The sequence below is a fragment of the Methylobacterium carpenticola genome (genome assembly GCF_042748905.1).
Taxonomy (GTDB): domain Bacteria; phylum Pseudomonadota; class Alphaproteobacteria; order Rhizobiales; family Beijerinckiaceae; genus Methylobacterium; species Methylobacterium carpenticola.
The window spans coordinates 1-21,157 of sequence record NZ_JBHZEO010000002.1 but is presented as its reverse complement, the minus strand read 5'-3'; the positions used below and the strand labels follow the sequence as shown (position 1 = coordinate 21,157).

At 64.8% G+C, this 21,157-nt stretch carries 20 protein-coding genes and 1 pseudogene; 9 read left to right on the top strand and 12 right to left on the bottom strand.

Annotated elements, in window-relative coordinates:
• The 3 genes from ACE101_RS31350 to ACE101_RS31340 form a co-directional block, all read right to left on the bottom strand.
• Positions 1-420 carry a MarR family winged helix-turn-helix transcriptional regulator gene (locus ACE101_RS31350; RefSeq protein WP_379139174.1) on the bottom strand — a complete coding sequence of 140 codons (420 nt, stop codon included), beginning with the start codon at positions 418-420 and terminating at the stop codon, positions 1-3.
• A 197-nt stretch (positions 421-617) separates the two neighbouring features.
• The gene (locus ACE101_RS31345) at positions 618-917 is read right to left on the bottom strand and encodes a hypothetical protein (protein ID WP_379139173.1); all 300 of its coding nucleotides are present in this window, start codon (positions 915-917) and stop codon (positions 618-620) included.
• 1,556 nt (positions 918-2,473) lie between these two features.
• Positions 2,474-2,986: a winged helix-turn-helix transcriptional regulator gene (locus ACE101_RS31340; protein ID WP_379139171.1), complete on the bottom strand. Its 513-nt coding sequence runs from the start codon at positions 2,984-2,986 to the stop codon at positions 2,474-2,476.
• A 188-nt stretch (positions 2,987-3,174) separates the two neighbouring features.
• Here ACE101_RS31340 and ACE101_RS31335 point away from each other — a divergent pair, with 188 nt between their 5' ends.
• The 5 genes from ACE101_RS31335 (at position 3,175) to ACE101_RS31315 (ending at position 9,140) form a co-directional block, all read left to right on the top strand.
• Positions 3,175-4,266, top strand: coding sequence for an NmrA family NAD(P)-binding protein (locus tag ACE101_RS31335; RefSeq protein WP_379139169.1), 1,092 nt, complete (start codon positions 3,175-3,177; stop codon positions 4,264-4,266).
• Positions 4,267-4,402: 136 nt separating this feature from the next.
• On the top strand, positions 4,403-5,587 hold the full coding sequence (locus ACE101_RS31330) for a thiolase family protein (protein ID WP_379139166.1): 1,185 nt from the start codon (positions 4,403-4,405) through the stop codon (positions 5,585-5,587).
• A 355-nt stretch (positions 5,588-5,942) separates the two neighbouring features.
• A complete protein-coding gene (fabF, locus tag ACE101_RS31325; RefSeq protein ID WP_379139200.1) occupies positions 5,943-7,238 on the top strand; it encodes a beta-ketoacyl-ACP synthase II in 1,296 nt (431 codons plus the stop codon).
• 157 nt (positions 7,239-7,395) lie between these two features.
• Positions 7,396-7,815, top strand: coding sequence for a ribbon-helix-helix domain-containing protein (locus tag ACE101_RS31320; RefSeq protein ID WP_379139163.1), 420 nt, complete (start codon positions 7,396-7,398; stop codon positions 7,813-7,815).
• A 65-nt stretch (positions 7,816-7,880) separates the two neighbouring features.
• On the top strand, positions 7,881-9,140 hold the full coding sequence (locus ACE101_RS31315; protein ID WP_379139160.1) for an extracellular catalytic domain type 1 short-chain-length polyhydroxyalkanoate depolymerase: 1,260 nt from the start codon (positions 7,881-7,883) through the stop codon (positions 9,138-9,140).
• 156 nt (positions 9,141-9,296) lie between these two features.
• On the opposite strand, the gene ACE101_RS31310 is transcribed toward ACE101_RS31315, so the two are convergent.
• The 3 genes and pseudogenes from ACE101_RS31310 to ACE101_RS31300 form a co-directional block, all read right to left on the bottom strand.
• A complete protein-coding gene (locus ACE101_RS31310; protein WP_379139199.1) occupies positions 9,297-9,680 on the bottom strand; it encodes an oxidoreductase in 384 nt (127 codons plus the stop codon).
• Between the two features lie 91 nt (positions 9,681-9,771).
• A pseudogene (locus ACE101_RS31305) lies at positions 9,772-9,843 on the bottom strand (hypothetical protein); the annotation flags it as partial.
• Positions 9,844-9,976: 133 nt separating this feature from the next.
• Positions 9,977-10,699 (bottom strand): SDR family oxidoreductase, encoded by a 723-nt coding sequence (locus ACE101_RS31300; RefSeq protein ID WP_379139157.1) that lies wholly within the window; start codon positions 10,697-10,699, stop codon positions 9,977-9,979.
• 107 nt (positions 10,700-10,806) lie between these two features.
• On the opposite strand from ACE101_RS31300, the gene ACE101_RS31295 reads away from it, so the two are divergent.
• The 3 genes from ACE101_RS31295 (at position 10,807) to ACE101_RS31285 (ending at position 14,533) form a co-directional block, all read left to right on the top strand.
• Positions 10,807-11,754: a LysR family transcriptional regulator gene (locus ACE101_RS31295; protein WP_379139154.1), complete on the top strand. Its 948-nt coding sequence runs from the start codon at positions 10,807-10,809 to the stop codon at positions 11,752-11,754.
• Positions 11,755-13,481: 1,727 nt separating this feature from the next.
• On the top strand, positions 13,482-14,153 hold the full coding sequence (locus tag ACE101_RS31290) for an AAA family ATPase (protein ID WP_379139151.1): 672 nt from the start codon (positions 13,482-13,484) through the stop codon (positions 14,151-14,153).
• Positions 14,153-14,533, top strand: coding sequence for a hypothetical protein (locus tag ACE101_RS31285; RefSeq protein WP_379139148.1), 381 nt, complete (start codon positions 14,153-14,155; stop codon positions 14,531-14,533). The genes ACE101_RS31290 and ACE101_RS31285 overlap by 1 nt, the downstream gene beginning before the upstream one ends.
• A 288-nt stretch (positions 14,534-14,821) precedes the next feature.
• Here ACE101_RS31285 and ACE101_RS31280 read toward each other — a convergent pair whose 3' ends face one another.
• Positions 14,822-15,016: a hypothetical protein gene (locus tag ACE101_RS31280; RefSeq protein WP_379139145.1), complete on the bottom strand. Its 195-nt coding sequence runs from the start codon at positions 15,014-15,016 to the stop codon at positions 14,822-14,824.
• Between the two features lie 281 nt (positions 15,017-15,297).
• A complete protein-coding gene (locus ACE101_RS31275) occupies positions 15,298-16,890 on the bottom strand; it encodes a sensor domain-containing diguanylate cyclase (protein ID WP_379139142.1) in 1,593 nt (530 codons plus the stop codon).
• A 351-nt stretch (positions 16,891-17,241) separates the two neighbouring features.
• Here ACE101_RS31275 and ACE101_RS31270 point away from each other — a divergent pair, with 351 nt between their 5' ends.
• Complete coding sequence (locus ACE101_RS31270; RefSeq protein ID WP_379139139.1) at positions 17,242-17,742, top strand: Ros/MucR family transcriptional regulator; 501 nt, start codon at positions 17,242-17,244, stop codon at positions 17,740-17,742.
• A gap of 1,060 nt (positions 17,743-18,802) precedes the next feature.
• Here the strand turns inward: ACE101_RS31270 and ACE101_RS31265 are convergent.
• From ACE101_RS31265 to ACE101_RS31250, 4 genes are all read right to left on the bottom strand, one after another.
• The gene (locus tag ACE101_RS31265; RefSeq protein WP_379139136.1) at positions 18,803-19,294 is read right to left on the bottom strand and encodes a DUF992 domain-containing protein; all 492 of its coding nucleotides are present in this window, start codon (positions 19,292-19,294) and stop codon (positions 18,803-18,805) included.
• 413 nt (positions 19,295-19,707) lie between these two features.
• A complete protein-coding gene (locus tag ACE101_RS31260) occupies positions 19,708-20,235 on the bottom strand; it encodes a Ros/MucR family transcriptional regulator (protein WP_379139133.1) in 528 nt (175 codons plus the stop codon).
• 196 nt (positions 20,236-20,431) lie between these two features.
• Positions 20,432-20,827: a Ros/MucR family transcriptional regulator gene (locus ACE101_RS31255; RefSeq protein ID WP_379139130.1), complete on the bottom strand. Its 396-nt coding sequence runs from the start codon at positions 20,825-20,827 to the stop codon at positions 20,432-20,434.
• Between the two features lie 165 nt (positions 20,828-20,992).
• Positions 20,993-21,157 (bottom strand): HU family DNA-binding protein (locus tag ACE101_RS31250; RefSeq protein ID WP_379139198.1); only part of this gene is annotated, 165 nt, incomplete at its 5' end.

The following is a 21,157-nucleotide window of genomic DNA, read 5'->3' as shown; positions in this document are numbered from 1 at the left end:
TCAGTTCCGGGCTTCGCCGAGCCGGCGCAACGCCGCCCGGAGCGCCTCGGCCTGGGTACCCATCTCGCGCGCGACCTCGTCGTTGAGCCGGTCCATCGCCGCGTCCAGCGGCGCCTGCAGGTCCCGGCCCCGCGGGGTGAGAAAGAGGCTGTTGACGCGCCGGTCCTCGCCATGGGGGCGGCGCTCCAGCAGGCCGGCGGTCTGCAGGCGATCCGCGAGGCCCGTGATGGTGGCGCTGTCGATTAAGAGGCGCGCGCCGAGTTCGGCGCCGCTCTGGCCGTCCCGCTCCCACAGCACCTTGAGGACGGCGTACTGCGGCGGTGTCACCCCGTGGCCGGCCAGCGCGTCGCGCGCGCGGCGGGAGATCTGCTGGGCGGCCTTGCCGACCAGGAAGGAGATGCAGTCCTCGACGCGATCCATGCGCTCTCACCTTGGCGCGCGGTGTGCCATCAAAGCCAACTCGTATAGCAGTATCTTGTATACGAGATACTTACACGTCAAGAGGGCTGCTGTTGTTGCCCCTTAAAGATGTTCGCAGCAGGACCGCACCGGTGGAGATCATCCGGCGCATGAGGCACCCCTGACCACGGCGGTGGCGGGCGGCTGGCAGGATGGTGTCAGGGCATGCACCCGACGCAGATATCGCGCACCACGTACAGACCCTTTGGTCGTCCCACCTTCTGGTTCGGAAGACCCCGGTCCACCGGCGGCTTTTGGGTTGCCGGTGCGGGGATGCTTCCGGTCACCTCGGCCTTGGGCGGCACGAAGGCGGACTTCTCAGCCCGGGGTGGCACGTAGGCAAAGTACATGTCCTTGGTGTCAGCCCGCGGCAGGGCTGGTCCAGCATTCTGAGCCAAGGGCGCGGCTGGAGCCATGAGCACCAGACCGAGCATCAGGGATGCTGTAGTGATCCGCATGGCAGCGCTCCGCAACAGGCCACGCAGAGAGCAACCAGCAAGGCTGCATGAGGTTCGTCGACACCTGGCCAGGAGGCCGGCATCCGTGGGTGTAACGACAGCGTTCTTCGGGATCAGGCGGTCCTTCCAGGAGCTCCTGGCGCACGTAAAGCCATCTGGGCGAGTTCAGCCTCGGCCATCGCCCGGGCCTCGGCTTCAGACCGGTGAGGCTGGTCCGATCGCCGGTACATCTTGCCGTGGTCACGGATGATCCACGTGAAGGCGCCCGCCACGTCTCGGCTCGGCCGAATTTCCAGCGTGAATAGATGCCGCCCATGCGCGCTCATGAGCCTCATGTTAGAGGCCAACGCCCTCGCTCCAATGCGGCGTCATGGCAGGACCTCCTTCGCCCGCAAGCAGCGACAGTCCAAGCCTCCCGGCGGGGCTCGGTGGGGAGTGCAGGTGAACCGCCTGCCCTTTAAGAGACCTTGCCGCCGCGCGGTGTGGTGTCACACATCGATCCAGAGTAGACGTCACCACATCTCGGCTCAAGGCTATAAATGGCCCAGGCATTCACACCATGAGTACCCGCATTATCCATACTGATGACTGGTCTGCTGCTGAGATTAATCTGAGCAGTTGCGGTTCGGTTCCATTCCTCAGCATTAAGGGCCGGGTAGAAAGCTCTGCCGGGAGCGCCGACCCCTATCTCACTCAGGTCTGCACGAACGATTTCGGCCCGGCCACTCTCGTTCTCGACTTGCAGGGTACGGACAGTAGTTCAGACGCACGCGAGCCAATGCTTCGGCCTGTTCATTTCAAGAGAACCGAGAAGTATCGCAGATACGATACCGTTCTTGTTCTGCATAACGGTGAGGTGCTGAAAAAGCTTCCGATCGCTCGCGCGCGCTGATCGGCTCTGACGCACGATCGCCGTTTCCTTGAGCGGTCGCGCGCTCATCGCATCCTGGCCTGAACTGTCCTGCCGGCAGGGAGTTGGTCTCCGAATTTGAGGAGACACCTGATGGCCCAGAAGATGCAATCGAGCGAGGCACTCTCAGCGAGCACCTACGATCAGCGAGCCGCTCATCTGCATATGTCGGCGAGCGGTCAGAGCTCATCCAGCAAGCCCAAGTCTGAGGCGACCGAGGAGGACATCGCGAGCCCCAGGCTCACGCCTCAAGGCCGCGAGAACCCCGACGCGTCTGGCGAGGACAGCACTGATCCGCGCGGTGGAGCAAAGACAGGACAGCCGAGCCAAGCGGAGGGGTAGCCGGCGGTTATCGGCATCCCTTCCATTCTCACCCTCGTCAGCTCTCGCGATGACGTCGCGCGCGCATTAAACCCAAGCTGGTGGGTTCGCGCTGATGCGGCCACCCGAGTCATCGGCTGAGCCAAGCCATGTGGTGGAGCGGCGGCCACGACAGGTCAGACGCAGCCGCCGCTCTCGCCGATGCGGGAGAACCCTGCTCGGCTCCCTTACAAGGTGGCGGTGGATAGTTAACGGGTGGTCGCTACCGCCTGCCCGGCCCAGCATTCGCGCCGCAATTGCTCCCCTTCAACTGCAGGGGGGATGGTCAGTCGGACTTGGCCGCTCTAGCGGCCGAGCCGCGCTCAAGCCGCCAGCGCATTGCGTCATCCGCGCCGCGGCCCGCCTCGACCGCCACGTTTCGCGCGCTGACCGGCTCCCGGGTTTCAGCATCCACCAACGCTAGTACCGCACGGTTCCCGGTTCGCATGTTGACGATCTCCAGCGGCGGGCCATCGCGGTCGGCGAGGTTCCATCTGTCACCGATTTGCACCATCGCGGTCAGAAGCAGCCCGATATCGCGACCGCGCCTCGTCGGCAGGTACTCGTAGCGGTCAGGGCGGGTCTGATAGCGCCGCCGCTCCACGAGACCGTTCAACTCCAGTTCCTTGAGCCGATCCGACAAAGTCGTGTTCGTCGCCCCGGTCGACCGGCGCAGATCCTCGTAGCGGGTAAGCCCAAGGATCAGGTCGCGCATGATGAGCATGCCCCAGCGGTCGCCGAGCGCGCCCATCACGTCGGCTGCCGAGCACACCATTCCTTCGAAGCGTCTCGATTGCATCGCGCTTGCGTCTCCCGTCCCCCCTCTCGGTCGTCCCGCGACCTGCGGCGTCCCATGGGGCCGCCAGACGCCAGCTCTACACCACAACTGGAGAGGCGACACACCGAGGCGCCCCCGCCGCACAAATGGGACTTGCTTCACTCTGATTATCAGAGTTAAGTGCAATCGTCATCTCCGGAGTGCGCTACGTGGCATCCCAGCAGGCTTCACGCGTCTTTGTCGTCGGTGCCACCGGCGCACAAGGTTTGCCGGTCGTTGAAGGTCTTGTCGGGGATGGGGCGTATTCCGTCCTTGCCCTTACTCGCCACGCTGGTTCGAACCGAGCCCAGTCACTGCTCAAACTCGGCAACGTCTCGTTGCTGGAGGGCACGTTCGCGGACGAGGACACTCTGCGAGTAGGCTTTCGCGCCTGCGACGGGGCCTTCATCAACATCGACGGCTTCAATGCCGGAGAGAGGACGGAGATGTACTGGGCGATCCGCAGTTACGAGATCGCCCTTGAGGAAGGCGTGAAATTCTTCGTCTATGGCAATCTCGACTACACGCTCAAGAAGGCCGGTTACGACTCTCGGTTTCGCTGCGGCCACTACGACGGGAAGGGTCGGATCGGCGAGTGGATCTTGTCGCAGAACGCTGCGAACGGCGAACGGATGGCGGCGGCCTTGTTCACGACCGGCCCGTACATGGAAATGGCGTTCTCGTCGCGCACACCCATGACGCCGACCATCGAGGACGGGGTCGTGACGTGGCGGGTGCCGCTCGGTGGCGGCGCGGTCGTCCACGTGGCACTCGAAGACTGCGCGCATTACGTCCGGTGGCTGTTCGATCATCCCGACCGCGCGAACGGCATGGATCTCGCCGTAGCCATCGAGCCCGTGAAGTATGATGCCCTCGCCGCGGCGTTCACGCGCGTGACTGGACATCCCGCCCGCTACGTCGACGTCGACATCGATGTCTATTTCGAGCGGTCCTTCAGTCATGTCGCGGATGCTCCCGCCGGCTACAACGCCGATCCGAACGATAAGAGCACGATGAGCTTCCGGGACAACTTCACCGGTTTCTGGAACCAGTGGAAGCACAACGTCATCCAGCGTGACTACGCCCTGCTGGACGAGATCCACCCCAATCGCATTCGCAGCGTCGAGCAGTGGCTGCAGCGGCAGGAGCAACTGGAGCGCGCGGCCGGCCGCGGGGAATTGTGGGAGAGGCTGCATCCCGAGAATCTCGCAAAGCACGCCATCCTGAAGGTTAGCGAAGACCAGAGGCGCGGCAAGCTCTAGCCCTGGCCGGCGATAACACCTCGGTTCATCGCCTCATCGGAGGTGCGGTCCGGCAGGCCGTAGTCGGACCGGTGCAGCCAGGCTTTCCCATCGACGCGCCGCTCTCGTCCTCACCGCCAAATCGGAGATTGTGTCCATGACCCACCGCGAGATCGTTCTCTGTAATCCCGTGCGCACGGCCATCGGAGGGTACGGCGGCAGCCTCAAGGGCATCGCGGCGACCGATCTCGGTGCGACCGCGATCCGCGAAACCCTGCGCCGCGCAGGCCTCGACGCGGGCACGCTCGGCAGCGTGACGATGGGCAACGTCGTCCAGGCCGGCAACCGCATGAACCCCGCCCGACAGGCGGCGGTGAACGGCGGCGTGCCCGTCTCGGTGCCCGCCCTTACAGTCAATCGCGTCTGCGGCTCGGGAGCACAGGCCATCGCGACCGCGGCCGACGAAGTTCGCCTCGGACACCATGACGTCGCCTTGGCCGGCGGCATGGAAAACATGGACCGTGCCCCGTACCTGATGGAGGGCGGGCGCTGGGGCCATAGAATGGGGCATGCCCAGATCCTCGACAGCATGCTCAACGACGGGCTCAACGACGCCTTCTCGGGCGAGCATTCCGGGTGGCACACAGAGGATCTTGCCTCGAAGTCACAGATCGGTCGCGAGGCGCAGGACGCCTGGGCGGCCCGATCCCAGGCCCGGTTCGCGGCGGCGCAGGCCGCGGGCGCATTCGACGCAGAGATCGCCGCCGTGGAGATCAAGGGCCGGAAGGGCCCGGAGACGTTCGTGCGCGACGAGGCTCCCCGTCCCGAGACTACGGCCGAGACTCTGGCCAAGCTGAGGCCCGCCTTTCGCAAGGACGGCACGATCACGGCCGGCAACGCGCCGGGCCTCAACTCGGGTGCCGCGGCGATGATCGTGGCCGAGCGCGGCTTCGCGGAGGCCCGTGGCCTGGATGCCTACGGTCGGCTCGTCGCCTACGGCGTCGGCGCCTGCGAACCGGGCCTGTTCGGGCTCGGACCCGTGCCGGCCGTCCGGCAGGCCCTGGAGCGCGCCGGCTGGTCCCTCGGCGATTTGGAGCGGGTCGAGATCAACGAGGCGTTCGCGGTCGTGCCCCTCGCCGTCGCGAAGGAACTCGGCCTGCCCGAGGACATCGTCAACATCGAGGGCGGAGCCATCGCGCACGGTCATCCCATCGGGGCGACCGGCGCGGTCCTCACGACTCGCCTGCTCCATGCCATGCGCCGCGACGGCGTCCGGCGCGGGCTCATCACCCTCTGCATCGGAGGCGGCCAAGGCATCGCCTTGGCACTCGAAGCCGCGTGAGCGTTGCGCATCGCGGCCCTATCCGCCGGACGATCCCTCCATCTCCCGGAAACGGGCCGTCGCCGGACGGCCCGATCCATTCCTCAGGCTTGGCCGGCCTGCGTTCCCCAAGGGTCGACCGACGTGCCTCCGTCGTCGCCGGCCTGACGCCGGGGGCATCCGAGGAGCGCCCTCGGCAAGCGTCCCTTGCCGACGGTGGTGGGCGCTCCAAGCCGTCGACGACGAGACCTGGGCGCCCCCTCCAGGAAGCTCACGCTTCCGTGGCGTCCGCACCCTCGGAGGCATGGTCGGTGCGTCAGGTCGACCACGCCCGGTGCCGCGTCACCCTTTTGCCCAACAACACAGGATCACGCCGATGCGCGAACCCGTCGTGGTCACGGGAATGGGCGTTGTGTCGCCCCTCGGTTGCAGCGTCGAGGGAATGTGGCGACGCCTGACGGCATCCGAGTCCGGCCTGAGGCGCCTACCGCACGACATCGTCCCGGACATCGAAGCGAAGGTTGCGGGGATCGTACCGTCGAAGGACGAGGACGCCGACGGGTTCGATCCCGACGCCCTCATCCCGGCCAAGGATCGTCGGAAGATGGACCGGTTCATCCAGTTCACCCTGGTCGCCGCGGACCAGGCCCTCCGGCAATCGGGCTGGAAGCCCTCCAGCGAGGCGGAGCGTGTCCGGACCGCGACCGTCGTGGCCTCCGGCATCGGCGGCTTCCAGACCATCACGGACGCGGTCGAGACCGTGGGCACCCGGGGGGCGCACCGGCTCTCTCCGTTCACCGTACCAGCCTTCCTGGTCAACCTTGCCGCCGGGCACGTCTCCATCCGCCATGGCTTCAAGGGACCGCTCGGAGCGCCCGTCACCGCCTGCGCGGCCAGCGTCCAGGCCATCGGCGACGCCATGCGCCTCATCCGCTGCGGCGAGGCGGACGTGGTCGTCTGCGGCGGCGCCGAGGCCTGCGTCACCCGCGTCGCGCTCGGCGGGTTCGCCGCCGCGCGCAGCCTCTCGGCCGGCTTCAACGATACACCCGCAGCTGCCTCCCGTCCCTTCGACCGCAGCCGCGACGGCTTCGTCATGGGCGAAGGGGCCGGCATCCTCGTGCTGGAGGCGCTCGCCCACGCGAAAGCCCGTGGCGCCGTCCCGCTGGCCGAACTGGTGGGCTACGGCACCAGCGCCGATGCCTACCACCTCACTGCCGGTCCCCCGGACGGGAGCGGAGCCCGGCAGGCCATCACCGCCGCCCTGGCGATGGCGGGCCTCGAACCTGCCGACATCGGCTACGTGAACGCCCATGCGACGGCGACCCCAGTCGGCGACGCGGGTGAGTTGGCGGCGCTGAGGTCGGTCTTCGGGGAGGCCGGCCCGGCGATCTCGTCGACCAAGTCCGCGACCGGACACCTCCTTGGCGCCGCCGGCGCCCTGGAAGCCATCATCACGGTTCTCGCCCTGCGGGACGGCGTCCTGCCCCCGACCCTCAACCTCGCCGATCCGGACGACGCTGCGGCCGGGTTGGATCTGATCGGACCAACCGCCCGACGCACCCCCGTCGAGCACGCGTTATCGAACGGCTTCGGGTTCGGCGGGGTGAACGCCAGCCTTGTCCTCAGGCGGATGTCGCCGGATCGAGCCGACGCCGCCGCCCTCGAGTCGTAGACCCTCGCAGGGGAGAGCGTCGAGGTCAGCGTCACCTCGCGATGAGCGATCCTGCGGACGGATGGTCAGGCGATTGAGTTCGTCAGCTCCCCTTGCCGATGATGATGCCCAGCGCCATCTCAGGACCATCCAGTTGGATGGCAGGGAGATGGAACACATGATGGGCGACCTTCACGAGTTGCGTCCAAGGACGCCCGAGAGCGAGAAGATCACAGTCAACCTCGGCTTCGTCGATCTCGGGCGCATCGACCTGATGGTGCGCGACGGCTTCTACGCCAATCGCACCGACTTCATCCGCACGGCCGTGCGTAACCAACTCGATCGGCAGGAGGAGGCGATCCGCCACTCCGTGGCGCGCAGGCAGCTCAGCCTCGGCTTGGCGCATTTCTCCAGGCGAGATCTGGAAGCAGCGCGGGACAGCGGGTCACCACTTCACATCCAGGTCCTTGGCCTGGCCAGCATCGCTGATGATGTCACGCCAGACCTGGCTCGCGCGGCCATCGCTTCGGTCCAGGTGCTCGGCGCCTTCCATGCGAGCGCTCCAGTGAAAGCCGCGCTCGCCGACCGGATCACCTGACGCCTCACACCATGCCGTCTTCGGGCCGGCGCTCCCGGCTGCTCGGGCATCGAAAGATCATGACCATGAACAGTTTCGACAAGATCGACATGGGCGAGGTGACCCGTCTCACCCAGGCGGGCAAGCTCGCGGAGGCAATGGCGCTGCTCCAGGGTCACGCAGTTCCGCGCCCGAGAACCGACGGCGCAGAGTGGAAGGCGACGAGGCGCAGTTTTAGCCCCAAGCGCTCCTGGCCGACCATCGACATGGTGGCTCCCACAGGACCGGCGGGCGCCTGGACGGCACCGAGTGAGCCGGAGGGGACCTCTACCGACGGGTCCGCGCGCCCCGACGAGCCGACAGGCTTTCCGGATCTGTTCGAGACGATGCGGGCCTTTCGCGACCGCCTTGCCACGCCGCGTGCCTTCTCCGGCCTGGGAGAGGGCCTCCACCCCGGGCGTCCGACCTCGGTCCCCGTGCCAGAGGGCGCCCGGTTCGAGGAGCGGACCTTCGCCAATGCCGCAGGCAGCCGGACCTACAAGGTGTTCGTGCCGAGCGGCTACACCGGTCAGGCGCTCCCGGTGGTGGTCATGCTGCACGGCTGCACTCAGAACCCGGACGACTTCGCCGCCGGCACGCGGATGAACGACCTGGCCGAGGAGCAAACCTTCCTGGTCGCCTACCCACGCCAGCCCCAGTCAGCGAACATGCAGAAGTGCTGGAACTGGTTCAACGCTGGCGATCAGACCCGCCACGGGGGCGAGCCCTCCCTGATCGCCGGCATCGCGACAGCCGTCGTCGAGGAGTTCTCGGCCGATCCCACCCGGGTCTACGTGGCTGGTCTGTCCGCGGGCGGTGCGGCTGCGGCGATCATGGGGGCGACCTATCCCGATCTGTTCGCGGCCGTCGGCGTGCACTCGGGGCTGGCCTGCGGCGCCGCCAAGGACATGCCGTCGGCCTTCGCTGCCATGAAGGGAGATGGTGCGGTTCAGCCGAGACGGGACGGGCCGGCAGTGCCGACCATCGTCTTCCATGGCGACGGCGATCGGACGGTCAATCCCGTCAACGGGGACCATGTCATCGCACAGGCAAGATCCGATACGACACTGGTCGAAGCCGTGATACGCGGCGAGTCGCCCGGGGGCATGGCCTATACGCGCACGATCCATGCTGATGGTGCCGGGCGAGGGATCCTGGAGCAGTGGGTGCTGCACGGCAGCGGCCACGCTTGGTCGGGTGGCAGCCCGAACGGCTCGTACACTGACCCGCGCGGTCCCGATGCCAGTCGGGAGATGGTGCGCTTCTTCTTGGCCCACGCGCATGCCCGGAGCGCGGCCCAACACTAAGCTCGACGGGGCGTGTGCAGATGCGAGGGCTTGGGATGTGGCAGAACGAGGCGCTACCCCGGACCGCCTTGTACCGCGGGGCCGGTGCCTGGCTGCCAGATATCGCTGAGAGGCACGGAGAGGGCCTGCTGCCCCGCGCGGGCTCTCTCACGTCAATCAGCGTCTGCGGTTCTGGACCGAGCCGCCGTAGGCGTCGGTGCGGAAGTTGGCGCTGTCGCGCAGAAACTGGTCGATGAGGTAGCTGTTCGCGGCGTGGATCTGCACACCGTCGAAGCCGGCCTCCAACGTATTGAGCGCCGCGGCCTGAAAGGCCTGCAGAATGCCCGGGATCTCGTCGAGGTGCAGCGCCCGCGCCGCCGTGTAGGGCTGCTTGCCCGCATAGGTATGGGCGTACCCCGGCGCGGTCGTCACCGAGGAGGAGACCGGCTGGGCGCCGCCGAGGAAGCTCGGGTACACGACGCGGCCCATGTGCCAGAGCTGGGCGATGATGCGTCCGCCCGTGGCTTGGACGGCGTTGGTGACGCGGCGCCAGCCCGCGATCTGCTCGGGCGACCAGAGGCCCGTTGGCGAAAGGCCAGCCGAGGCCCTGCTGGGAGATGCCGATGGCCTCGCTGACGATCAGGCCAGCCGATGCGCGCTGGGCGTAGTAGTCGACCATCATCGCTGTCGGCACGTGCTCGCGCGTGCCCCGCGCCCGGATCATCGGCGCCATCAGGATGCGGTTGGCTGCTTGGATGGCGCCCAGGCGAACGGGATCAAACAAGGTCGGCATGGGCCGCTCCATTCTCCGGTGGCTGGCAGTCGTGTCCGGCTACCCATCAAGGCGAGGGGGCAAGTCAGACGAGGCGCGCGCCGCCGTCGATGTGCAGGGTCTCGCCGTTCATGAAGCCGTTGCTCATCAGGAACACGACAGCCGCACCGGCCTCGTCGGCGGTCCCCAGGCGGCGGGTCGGCAGCTTCTCGGTGAGGGCGGCGACATAGGCGTCGCGATGCGCGCCCAGCGTGCGGGCCAGAAGCGGCGTGTCGGTCGTGCCCGGGGAAAGTGTGTTCACGCGGCGGGGTGCGAGTTCCAGCGCGAGACCGCGGGCGAACGCCTCCATCGCCCCCGAGGCGGCGGCCAGCACAGCGGTACCCTGCGCCGTCGGACGGTCAGCCAGCGCCCCGGAGATGAAGGTGACGGACCCGTCCTGCGCGAGCCGATCACCAAGGGCGCGGATGGTATGCACCGCCGCCCAGATCCGCTCGTCGAAGGCGCGCTTCAGATAGTCGATCTCGGCCTCTAGGACCTTGCCGGCCACGAACGTGCCGGCCAGCAGCACGAGGTGATCGACATGCGAGATGTCGGCGAGCGCCGCGACGATGGTCTCAGGGCGGGTCACGTCCGTGGAGCGCCAACCGGCAAAGCCATTCTCGGCCGCGACGCGCTCGGCTCCCTCGGCATTGAGGCCGATAACGATGACCTTGGCACCGGCCGTCTTCGCCTGCTGGGCGGCAGCGAGGCCGATGCCCGAGGTGCCGCCGAAGATGACGACAGTGCGGTCCTGAAGGGTGCAGCTCATGACGGTGATCCTTCTCGTCTGGCGCTCCTGCGGCGCTGGTGAGAAGGAGAATGGACAGCAGCTGTTGACTTGAAAATTGGGCAGTAAGTTGGTTCAGTTATGCCGCCATGGAACAGATCGGCCTCGACCGCCTTACCGGCATCATCGCCTTCGCGCGCTCCGCCTCGCTCGGCAGCTACACGGCCGCGGCACGCTCGCTCGGCATTTCACCCTCGGCGGTGAGCAAGAGTGTGCAGCGGCTGGAGCAACGGCTCGGCCTGAGCTTGTTCACCCGCACGACGCGCTCGCTCACGCTGACACCGGAAGGACGCGACCTGCACGAACGGGCGCTGCGGCTCCTGCGCGAGGCCGAGGAGATCGAACAGGCCGCAGTCGCGGCCCGCTCGGAGCCAACCGGTACCCTGAGGATCACAGCTCCATTTCCGATTGGCGTCCATCTGCTTGCCCCAGCTCTGCCAAGCTTCCGCGAGCGTCACCCGAAGCTGTCGGTCGACCTGAGCCTCGCCGACCGCTTCACGGACCTGATCGAGGAGGGCATCGACGTCGCGATCCGCGTGGGCGACCTCGCCGACTCCCGCCTGATCTCCCGGTACCTTGCGCCGCACCGGCTCTGCGCCTTCGCCTCACCGGCCTACCTGCAACGACACGGCACGCCGCAGCATCCGGACGATCTTGCCCGCCACAAATGCGTGAACTTCCGTTTCCAGAGCACGGGCCAAGCCCTGCGTTGGCCGTTTCGGATCGGCAGCCGCACCGTCGAGATCACGCCCGAGGCTGGCATCGTCACCGACTTTAGCGACGCGGTTGCGGCAGTGCTTGTGGCCGGCGGTGGCATCGGCATCTCGCCCACCTACGTTGCGGCACCGTATGTTGCCCGTGGTGCGCTTGTCCCAATCTTGAGGGAGTTCGCGGTCGAACGCTCGGTTATCACGGCGCTTTGGCCGGAGAGTCGGCGCGGCAATCCGAACGTGAAGGCGTTCCTCGCCTTCCTTGGGGAGATGTTCCCGTCGCCAGCGCCATGGGACACGCTAATCGCGCATGAAGGCTGTGGATGAGCAATGAAATTGGATGTTGGGTGAGAAACGCGCTTATTGGGTACCGCCGGACGTTGGTTGCCGTGCTCGCGACACACGGCCGGATGGCAAGAACGGGAATTTAAATTCCACGGCTCGGCCGCGCGTGCAGCGCGGTTGCCGGCGCCTGCCCAGAACAGCCGCGTTCGGGCAACCGGACACTCGCGGACCCGTCCCATGACGTCCGCGCATGGCCTTCAGCCTCGCCCTGACCTGTTTCCGCGAATCCTGATCCGCACCTCTAGGTGGCGCAGACGGGCCTGCGACCCTGCCCTCCGGCAGCTTTGCGAGGGTTCCGTGGGGCTGAATGCCCAGGATTATCCCTATCAGTAGGCGTGCCCTGCGCAGATCTGCACCCTCCCCCCACGGACGAGGCGGCAAGCTTGCGGGTGCTCTTTTCGGTTGGCCACCGGAGCTTCGGCGCGGGCGCCGATCGGCCCTTGGCGAGCCGCAGCCAAGTGCGCCACTCCTCCGAGACGATGCGGACCACGTTCGTATCGTTGCGCCACCCCGTGATCGCCCGTTCCTCGATCGTGACCAGTCCGAGCTTACGGGCTTCGCGCAGGGCGTTGCGGACCAGCGTCTCGCAGACCCCGGCGAGGGCTGCGATGTGGCCCACGGCGAGACGACAGTCCCCGCGCCGGCAGACCTCGGCAGCGACGAGGCTGAGGACCGCGATCTCGCCGGGAGTGAAGCGCGCGGCAAGGGCTGGAGGAAGCCGGCCGGAGGCCGCCCAGCGGCGTCGACGCTCCAGGCTGGCGTCTGATCGCGGCCGAGAGCCTACGGCTTTCCTGGGGGCTGCTTGAACCGCAGGTAGGGCCTTCCGCTGCTCGATGAGGGCGGACAGTTCCTCAGCCTCAGCCTCGGTCACCTGCCCTGCCCCGTAAGCGCGCCAGAGCACGGCCGCCACCTCGGGCAGCTTCACGCGCGGTGCGGCCTCTACCGCCCGGCGGATCTCATCAACAAGCATCGTTCCCGGCCCTCGTCGGGCCGCGGCAGATCGTCCGGCCCCGCCGTGTGGCGGTCCGTCTCCGGCAAAGCCTCGCCGTTACCAGAAACGCGTTCTGGCTTGACTCCCGAGGGAGTGTCTGGCGATATCGGGATTGCGAATTCACGACATCGCCGCTTCGGCGGATCGACGGCCTCCGAGTTACCAGCTCGGGGGCCGTTGGCTTTTCAGGGGTTCACTGCGGCGGCGGTGGTCTCCTTCGGCGACTCGCGGAATGCGGAATACGCCTTAAACGGGCATCTGAGCCGGAGCGCCGCCATTCGTCAAACGGGGCCTGATCAGGAATCAAAGCAGCCAGCATGTGGCCAAGGGTGACGATAAGCGCGTGAGTGGTCCCATGGCTGGGGAGCAGCCAATCACGGCATAGGCGATTGTACGGTGCGTCGCCCCAGCCACACCCACGAAAGCGCAAATGTACATTTTCACATTTGGCAATTTTCACAAAAATGCGTATGTTTTTTTAGTTTTATGACGAAAGAACCAAAAAGGCGGTTGTTGTAAAGCCGCTCTGGCCATGCGCCTTTGTGGGCTGATAGGCACGCGCACTTCAGTCCAGGCGCTCAATCGACCGGAAAGGCTTGCGCCTTTACGGTTTCTTGTGTTTTGCGGCTTATGCCCATTCAGGCATGAAGGCGCACGTTCGTCAGACGTTCTGCCCACCCGCCTCAATCGGCGCTTGATCATCCGTGAAGGACTTTTCATGGCCATTGTGAGCCTGTGTTCAACTAAAGGCGGTGTCGGGAAGACGACGCTCGCTATCTGTCTCGCCGCCTCAGCTGCCCGACGCGGCGCTCGCGTCGTCATCCTCGACGCGGATCCGAACGGCCACGTACGGGCTTGGCGCGACGCCGCGACTCGCGAGGGGAGGGGAGTGGGTATTGCGGTCGTGGCAGGAGTCACTGAGTCAACTATGCAAGATCGCATAGCAGAAGCTGCCGAAAATCACGATCTCGTCCTCATTGATCTAGAAGGTGCAGCCTCAAAAGCCGTCACCTTCGCGATTGCTGAGAGCGATGTAGTAGTGATTCCGTCCGGCATCTCGGGCATGGATCTGCAGGAGGTCTTCCGGACTCACGCCGAGGTGAAACGCGCCGAGAAGATGCTGCGCCGCTCAATCCCCGCCCGGGTCGTTTTCACTGGGTCAGCGACGATCAAGAGCCGGGTCGCCAAGCACGCTCGCCAGGAGGTGAGCGACGGCGGAGTGCAGGTCCTCGACACTGAAACCATCAGACGTCCGAACGCCTACCAAGCCATGCATTTCAATGGGCTAACGCCACTCGATCCTGACGGCGATCCGAAGGCAGCGCAGGAGATCGATCAGATCCTCGACGAGATCCTCGCGGTGATTACCCCAGCCGAAGAGACCGCCTGATGGCTGGAAAGCCCCTCATCCCTCTTGGTCGCGCGCCGCGCCCCCGCACCAGCCCGGAGGTGCTTGAGCAACTCGCCGCAGATGGCGCCGAAGCAGGCTTCAGTCGACCGCTAACGCCCCCAACAGATCCCGAGCCTGCCGCTGTACCAGCCGTACCGGCTGCACTCCACCAGACGCGCGTCGCGCCTACTAACATTCCCGAGAAGCCTCTTCGCCTTGAGGTGCCCACCGCCCTCTGGCTGTCACTCAAGATGGAATCCGCTAAACGGGAAGTTTCTGTGAAGTACCTCGTCATTGAGGCCCTCGCAAAGGCCGGCTACGACGTCGATCTCTCGATGATCCGTGAGGATGGGCGCCGGCCGGACAAGCGCTCCCCCTGACATGTGCCTTTCGGAGTCGGTCGGTTCGACGGCGCATGAGGTCGGCCACTGTTGCCAGCTTAATTCAGGTTCGAGGCTGGCTGCAGGGCGAGGGCGTTGAGGATCATGGGCCGGATCCGGAAGGAGGCGGCAAGCTCGGCGGGTATGGCTAACGACTCGTGAACGCGAGCCCCTGCGCGTTTGCGACAGGCCCCCATGGAGCCGTTAGATCGGGCAAGGTCTCGTCTACCTCTCCCAAAACAGAGAGGCGAGACCTCACCAAGGATCGGTCTCGTCCTGCTCCCGCAGCTACGCTGCGACCGCCAGCAGGCCCACACGGTCGATCCAGGCCGCCATCTCGGGATCGTCCTGCTGTCCCGCTCGCACGCTCAAGCTGGCAAACCGGAGGAGGAGCTTCTGCACCTCGTCGTCTACCAGCAGGCTGGGAGGCAAAGCGCCCACGGCAGATGGCAGCGCAACGAAGGCGCGTGAGGTCCTGGCCATCCTGTTCCTCCCGCGAACCGTACCAAGCCGGCTTGGTCGCCGACCCGGACGCCGATGCCATTCACCCTGGAGGTTGCAAGCCGTGACCGGGAGGGTGTGCTCAACCCCGTGCGGACGACCAGTCGGCCGGTAGAGGCACATGATATCGAACCATCCCCTGCCGGTCGCGGGTAAGCGGATGGAACCTCATGAGCAAACTCGATCCCCTGCATGAGCCGTTCTGGCCAAGTCGAAGATCTGACGGCCTTGAAAGAGAAATCGGACGAAGGAGAGACAGAAATTTAAGTTCCAGACCTGCGGGTCTCTTGGATCGTTGAACATGTCGATCTGTGCGGTGAGAACCTGCTCAGCTCTCCAGTTTTCGCATCCGCGATCCAGACCTGGTTACGGCCCTGCCGCTTGGCCTGGTAGAGCGCAGCATCCGCCGCGGCGTACCACTGCTCCCCTGTTAGATCCGAGTGGCGGCTCAGATGGATGACGCCGGCACTCACCGTAACCGCTCCACGGCTTAGGCCAGCGTGGGGGATGCTCTTGGCCGCGATCGCCTGTCGAACGCGCTCGGCACAAGCGACAGCGCCGGCTTCATCCATCCCGCTCAGAATGACCGCGAACTCCTCGCCCCCGATCCGGCACGCCAGCCCGCTCGTGTCACACACCTGCTGCTGCAAGACACGGGCGATGGTCTTGAGCACCTGGTCGCCGGCCAGGTGGCCGTAGATGTCGTTGTAGCGCTTGAACTGGTCGGCATCGAACAGGAGCAGCGCCACCGGACAGGCGTCGGCGTGGCGCATGGCACTCGCGAGCGCGCCGTCAAACTGCCGCCGGTTCGCCAGTCCGGTCAGGCCGTCCGTGGCAGCCAGACGGGCGAGCTCCTGGCTGGCTGCTTGCGCCGCTCGCTCCGCCTTCACGCGTCGGCGCAGCTCGCCGTCCACCCACATCATCAGCACACCGACGCCACAGCACATCACCACCACGAGCAGGCCGACGATGCCAGCTCTCGGCCGCCAGCTGGCATCAATGGCTTGCACCGAGAGCGCTGCGTTGACCCGAAGCGGCCAGGAGCCCACGCGCGAGAAGGTGTAGAAGCGTTCCACGCCATCCATCGCGGATATCGCCCGGAACTGGTCAGCGTCCTCGCTGATGAAGCGGCGGACGTTGGGCGTAAAGGACATGTCGCGGCCGAGGGGGACATGGCCGGCTGGAGTACGGACCAGCAACATGCCGTCGTCCCGGAACAGATTGATCGCGCTGTCTGGCTCGATGTTGAGGCGCCTGAAGAGCTCCGCGAAGTGGGCAACCTCGATGCCGCCGACGACAACGCCCGCGAAGGTGCCGTCCGCATAGGTGAAGCGGCGGCTCATCGGAATGACAACCCGGCCGGTCGGGCTCGCCGTAACCGGCCGGCCGATGAAGAGACCGACATCCGCACGGTCCCGGTGCACGCGATAATAGTCGCGCTCTGACGCGTTCAGAAGCCGCGGCACGGCAGAGCCGGAGTCGATGTAGGCGCGTCCCAGCTGGTCGAGCACGAACATGGCACCGAACCCCGGAGCGGTGGCGGCGCGATCGAACAGGCTGAGCCTCTGGATCTCGGGCGAGAGCCCTTCCAGAGCAGGGTTCTGCAATCCTTCGACGACCGCTTGGAGGGAGAGATCGTACAGCTGGATGTCGCGATCGAGGGTGCGCTCGATGCTGCGCAGGAGGTTTTCCGAGGTGCGCGCAGCCTGGCTCCAGGCGTTCTCGCGCATATTCAGGGTAAAGCAGCCCCCGAGAGTACACAGGGCAAGTATGACCGCTCCGCTGAATGCGAAGAGGATGCGTGACAATGGCGGCAGATGCTCAGGTTGAACCTGATGCGGGTGGATCTGCAACATCTTTTAGCGTCGACCGGCGGCCTTCAGGATCGTCGTAGAGCACAGATCCTAAGAGCCCGTTCTAGTTACGGGCCGCATTTTCCATGTCGGGATGTGCCCTTGCAGTTAAAGCGAGGCACATTCTGTTAGCGCCGTCGCATGCGGTCCGACGGACCGGAGCACCGGTGGCGGCGTGGGCTCACGCTGTTCAGCCGTAAGGCGTTGGGCGATTTGTCCCGAGGACCTTATTTGGCCCGAGACACTGACCAGAGGAGAGGATTAGTTCGTTTTCCTACGAAAACTTCTGAAGTCCTGCGTTGACGCGGCTAGAAATTCAACTCAGGCTGTCGCTCATTGCAATAGGGAACGTTCATGAGCGAAGAAATAGCGGCCAGCCATATCGAGCTGGTCAGCAGCATCGTTTCGGCTTTCGTGTCACACAATAATGTGCCAGCAGGCGAGCTGCCGATGCTGATCCAGAGTGTGTACGAGACCCTCAGTAGCCTAGGGAAACCTTCCAAGCCGGAGCCCGTGAAGCTCACGCCCCCCGTGCCGATCAAGCGGTCGATCTCACCGGACGCCATCATCAGCCTGGAGGACGGGCGACCTTACAAGTCACTCAAGCGGCACCTGTCGGGGCGGGGTCTGACGCCGGACGAGTACCGCAGGAAATGGGGTCTGCCTCCGGACTATCCGATGGTGGCGGCGAACTACGCGGCCCAGCGCTCCGAGCTGGCGAAGAGCCTCGGCCTTGGTCAGAACCGCCAGCGGGCTGCTGCGGAGAAACGCGCCACCGCTGATGCCAAGGTGAGTGCGACTGCCGAGCCGAAGAAGGGCCGAGGACGGCCAAAGAAGGCCGCCGCTTCGGAATAGCCGCCTACGAGGAGGTGTCGTCTGCCGGCTTGTGCCCACGCGCGGGGCTCGGACTTCGTCCCTGAATATCCAAGTTAGGGCTGCATGGCTGCCACACACTTACGTATGATTGAATTGTGCGCCGCAGCGTGGAATACCAGAAACGTGCACGGCCGCGATGGCGTCGCAGCCGTGCCTGCCCTTCTCAGGGCGTTTCCTCCCTAGACTTCGGGCCGCTCCGCAAGGGCGGCCTTTTCTTTTGCCCAGGCGGGCGCGACCGTAGCGACCTTCTTCTCTGGTTCCAAGCCGCTTTGATGCAAAATCGTGCGCCAAGGCCCGTGAGGTGGCACTTTTCTGCTCACCCGCGCGAGCCTTCCGGTCCGAAGAGCTGCAGCACTATCACCGTGGTGACGACCGAGCACCTGTGAGGCCACCTATGGCGGTGCCAGCGGCATAAGCCGGAGTGCGGGCATGGCGTGGCGGTGTGAGAGTTCGGACGCCGCTAACAGCTGGCGGAGCCCGGCTCAACCTTTGTGGTCGACAGCTTGAGGCTGCTCCTACGATGTGTGCACATGACGCTTCCGACCCGCTCATGGGCTGGAGATCCTTCCGGGGCGCCATCAGTGGGCCGAGCTCACTAGATCCCTCCGACACCTCGTCCTGGGGACACTACCATATTAGGACCACGAGCAAGGCGCCCCTCGATCCAGGCTTCTGCTTCGTTCAAACCCGCGAACTCGGGTGGATTTGGGTCGTCAACGGGACCAAAGCCGGCTTCCAAGCGCCAGCGGTCAGCTTTATGCACGTGCATATTAGATGTTCGCACCATGATTGCGACAAGAATGGCATCCGCAAATACTAACATACCATTAGTGCCTTCGCGGCCCGCCCGAATAGAGATCGGCTGAAACTTAATAGTCATTCGACAGCCTATCTCCGATAATGTAGGTTCAAGGGTGTCGCTGTCGTGGACCGCGCTGGAGGAGTGATAATCGGCAATCGATCACGATGCCTGGAAAATCAGAGCGCTAGCGTCACGATAGGCCATGATGCGCCGCCTCGAGAGCCACACACGCTGAGCTCAGCGCGTCAGGCTCTCAGCTAAAGCTGCGAGCTGCACGCGCGAGTTGTTCAGTGCGAAGTTGAGCACCCGCTGACCAGAGTGGCTGACAAGCATCAGCCTGATAGGCTTGCTCTTGAGGCTGCCGCTGTCCTTTGGAGTGCTGATCTCAGGCTGGTCTGTCTGGGCAATGAACGAGCCGCTGAGCATGCTCGGACGACCAAAGCCATCTTTCGTCATCACGCGCCACGTCATCGTCTCAGCCGTCGAGAGATCCCACCTGTGACGAACAGGCGAGAACATCGCCATGTATGTCTGCTTGAAGCCGCCGCGGTCTGAAACGAATTTACACTCAGCGACCGGCGTCTTGCCGAAGATCAGCGTGAGCTCCGGCTTGGTGGTGCAGGTCAGTGTTCCGGCCTCTTGGAGTGATGCGCTCGACAGAGTGCTTTGAGCGTAGGCAGCACCAGCAGCAAGAGCACCGGCAGTGAGAGCGATAACAACAGAGCGCATTGAACAAGACCTTATGACGACACAGATTTCTTGGCTGCTCCTAGGCGCATTCTTGCCTGAGCACGTTGCCTTGAAATTTGTCGTTAACCATGACGCTTGCTCATTGCAGGCGTATTGCGTCCCACATTACAGACAGAACGTTCGTGTGGAGCAACACATGCGCCATCCACGGGCGAACCTTTGAAGCCTCACCGCTGGCGTTGGTTGAGTGGGCAGGCTCTCGCACATCAAGCTTTGGCGAAAGCGGACACACAAACGGCGCCCAAGCCCAGGGGACCGGGCGCCGTCTCGATGAGCGTGCCGCTGATCGTCCCGGCTCCGTCCGGTGACCTGGGTGTCCACGCCGAAGCTACACCACGCCAGGGGACACGACCCGGCAAGCCGAACCATTCTTGAAGGGGAGGGCGCTCGCCCTAGTCCGCAGCAGCAGCCTTCTTCGGCCGCCCGCGCCCCTTCTTCGGCTCGGCAGGCGCACTCGCCGTTATGCCGGCAGCAGCTTGGGCCTCCGCGGCTGCCCTCCGGCGCATCTGGCCGAGCCCCAGGCTCTTGGCGAGTTCGGACCGCTGGGTCGCGTAGTTCGGCGCCACCATCGGGTAATCGACCGGTAGGCCATATTTCTGGCGGTACTCGGCCGGGGTGAGCCCGTTCTTCGTCAGATGACGCTTGATCGACTTATACGTCTTGCCGTCGATGAAGCTGACGATGTGTTCCGGAGTAATTGATTTCCGGATCTGCGCTGGAGTGAGCTTGACCGTCTCTGCAACAACCGGTGCCGACGGCTTGCCGAGTTCATTCATGGTTCGGCTCACCGCCGCGATCAGTTCGGGCAACTCGGCCGAGCGAATAACATTGTTTGACACGTAGGCCGAGACAACATCGGCCACTAGCTCAATGGTACCCATTCCAGACTCGGAAGTACCAACGACTGTTTCATCATCCATGAGCACGCCTCCTCATGGAGGCATCAATTGGCAACACAGTCAGCAGAATCAATGTTGCTGGCTGACAATCCACAGCAGCATTTTTCATCACCCAGAAACTCTCAGAGGACGATCGCCAAGACCATACGTAGTTTTCCGGTTGTGCTCGAGAAGCGGCGGCCATTTGGCCGCCGCCTATTCAGATTGTTGGACAGCGCTACCGTTTACGCCCCAGTCCTATGGTCTTAGCGAGCTCTGACCGTTGAGCGGCGTAGTTAGCAGCCACCATCGGATAATCGTAAGGGAGCCCCCACTTCTCGCGATACTGCTCAGGCGTGAGGCCGCGCGTGGTAAGGTGCCGTTTGAGCGATTTATACTGACGCCCATCCTCCAGGCTGATCAGATAGTCGGGTGTGACACTCTTCTTGATCGGCACGGGAGGGTCCAGCTTCACGGGCTCAGGCGCGGCGGATTTACCAAGACTGCCGAGACTCTCGTAGACGCTCTGGATGAGGGCTGGCAGTTCGCTCGCCGGCACGCTGTTCTTAGACACGTAGGCCGAAACGATATCGCCGACCAATGCAAGGTGGTCAGCCGTATTCCCTTCGCTCATAAATGCCCTCGATGTCTGAAAGCCCCAACGACGGACTGCTTGGGGCAGGATTATATCTGCGTCAACATAAGAATTACCCAGTCCGCTCCTCATTTACGAGGCGGAAACGGGATCAATGCCGTGAACTGGGGGCTGATGATGTGGGCAGAACCCGCTTTCCTCACCTCAGCAATCAGCATGCTCCTCGGCTTCCGCCGGACCGCCGTTGATGCGCGCCTTGAGCACGTTCGAGGGCTTGAACACCATCACCCGGCGCGGCTCGATCGCCACCTCAACACCCGTCTTGGGGTTGCGTCCCACGCGCTTGCCCTTGTCGCGCACCACGAAGGA

Coding starts and splice junctions, on each gene's coding strand:
- ACE101_RS31345 (WP_379139173.1), bottom strand. CDS start 917: ATGCGGATCACTACAGCATCCCTGATGCTCGGTCTGGTGCTCATGGCT.
- fabF (WP_379139200.1), top strand. CDS start 5,943: ATGCGCGAACCCGTCGTGGTCACGGGAATGGGCGTTGTGTCGCCCCTC.
- ACE101_RS31270 (WP_379139139.1), top strand. CDS start 17,242: ATGAGCGAAGAAATAGCGGCCAGCCATATCGAGCTGGTCAGCAGCATC.
- ACE101_RS31350 (WP_379139174.1), bottom strand. CDS start 420: ATGGATCGCGTCGAGGACTGCATCTCCTTCCTGGTCGGCAAGGCCGCC.
- ACE101_RS31340 (WP_379139171.1), bottom strand. CDS start 2,986: ATGCAATCGAGACGCTTCGAAGGAATGGTGTGCTCGGCAGCCGACGTG.
- ACE101_RS31300 (WP_379139157.1), bottom strand. CDS start 10,699: ATGAGCTGCACCCTTCAGGACCGCACTGTCGTCATCTTCGGCGGCACC.
- ACE101_RS31280 (WP_379139145.1), bottom strand. CDS start 15,016: ATGGCCAGGACCTCACGCGCCTTCGTTGCGCTGCCATCTGCCGTGGGC.
- ACE101_RS31330 (WP_379139166.1), top strand. CDS start 4,403: ATGACCCACCGCGAGATCGTTCTCTGTAATCCCGTGCGCACGGCCATC.
- ACE101_RS31255 (WP_379139130.1), bottom strand. CDS start 20,827: ATGAGCGAAGGGAATACGGCTGACCACCTTGCATTGGTCGGCGATATC.
- ACE101_RS31315 (WP_379139160.1), top strand. CDS start 7,881: ATGAACAGTTTCGACAAGATCGACATGGGCGAGGTGACCCGTCTCACC.
- ACE101_RS31285 (WP_379139148.1), top strand. CDS start 14,153: ATGGCTGGAAAGCCCCTCATCCCTCTTGGTCGCGCGCCGCGCCCCCGC.
- ACE101_RS31260 (WP_379139133.1), bottom strand. CDS start 20,235: ATGGATGATGAAACAGTCGTTGGTACTTCCGAGTCTGGAATGGGTACC.
- ACE101_RS31295 (WP_379139154.1), top strand. CDS start 10,807: ATGGAACAGATCGGCCTCGACCGCCTTACCGGCATCATCGCCTTCGCG.
- ACE101_RS31275 (WP_379139142.1), bottom strand. CDS start 16,890: ATGTTGCAGATCCACCCGCATCAGGTTCAACCTGAGCATCTGCCGCCA.
- ACE101_RS31320 (WP_379139163.1), top strand. CDS start 7,396: ATGATGGGCGACCTTCACGAGTTGCGTCCAAGGACGCCCGAGAGCGAG.
- ACE101_RS31265 (WP_379139136.1), bottom strand. CDS start 19,294: ATGCGCTCTGTTGTTATCGCTCTCACTGCCGGTGCTCTTGCTGCTGGT.
- ACE101_RS31290 (WP_379139151.1), top strand. CDS start 13,482: ATGGCCATTGTGAGCCTGTGTTCAACTAAAGGCGGTGTCGGGAAGACG.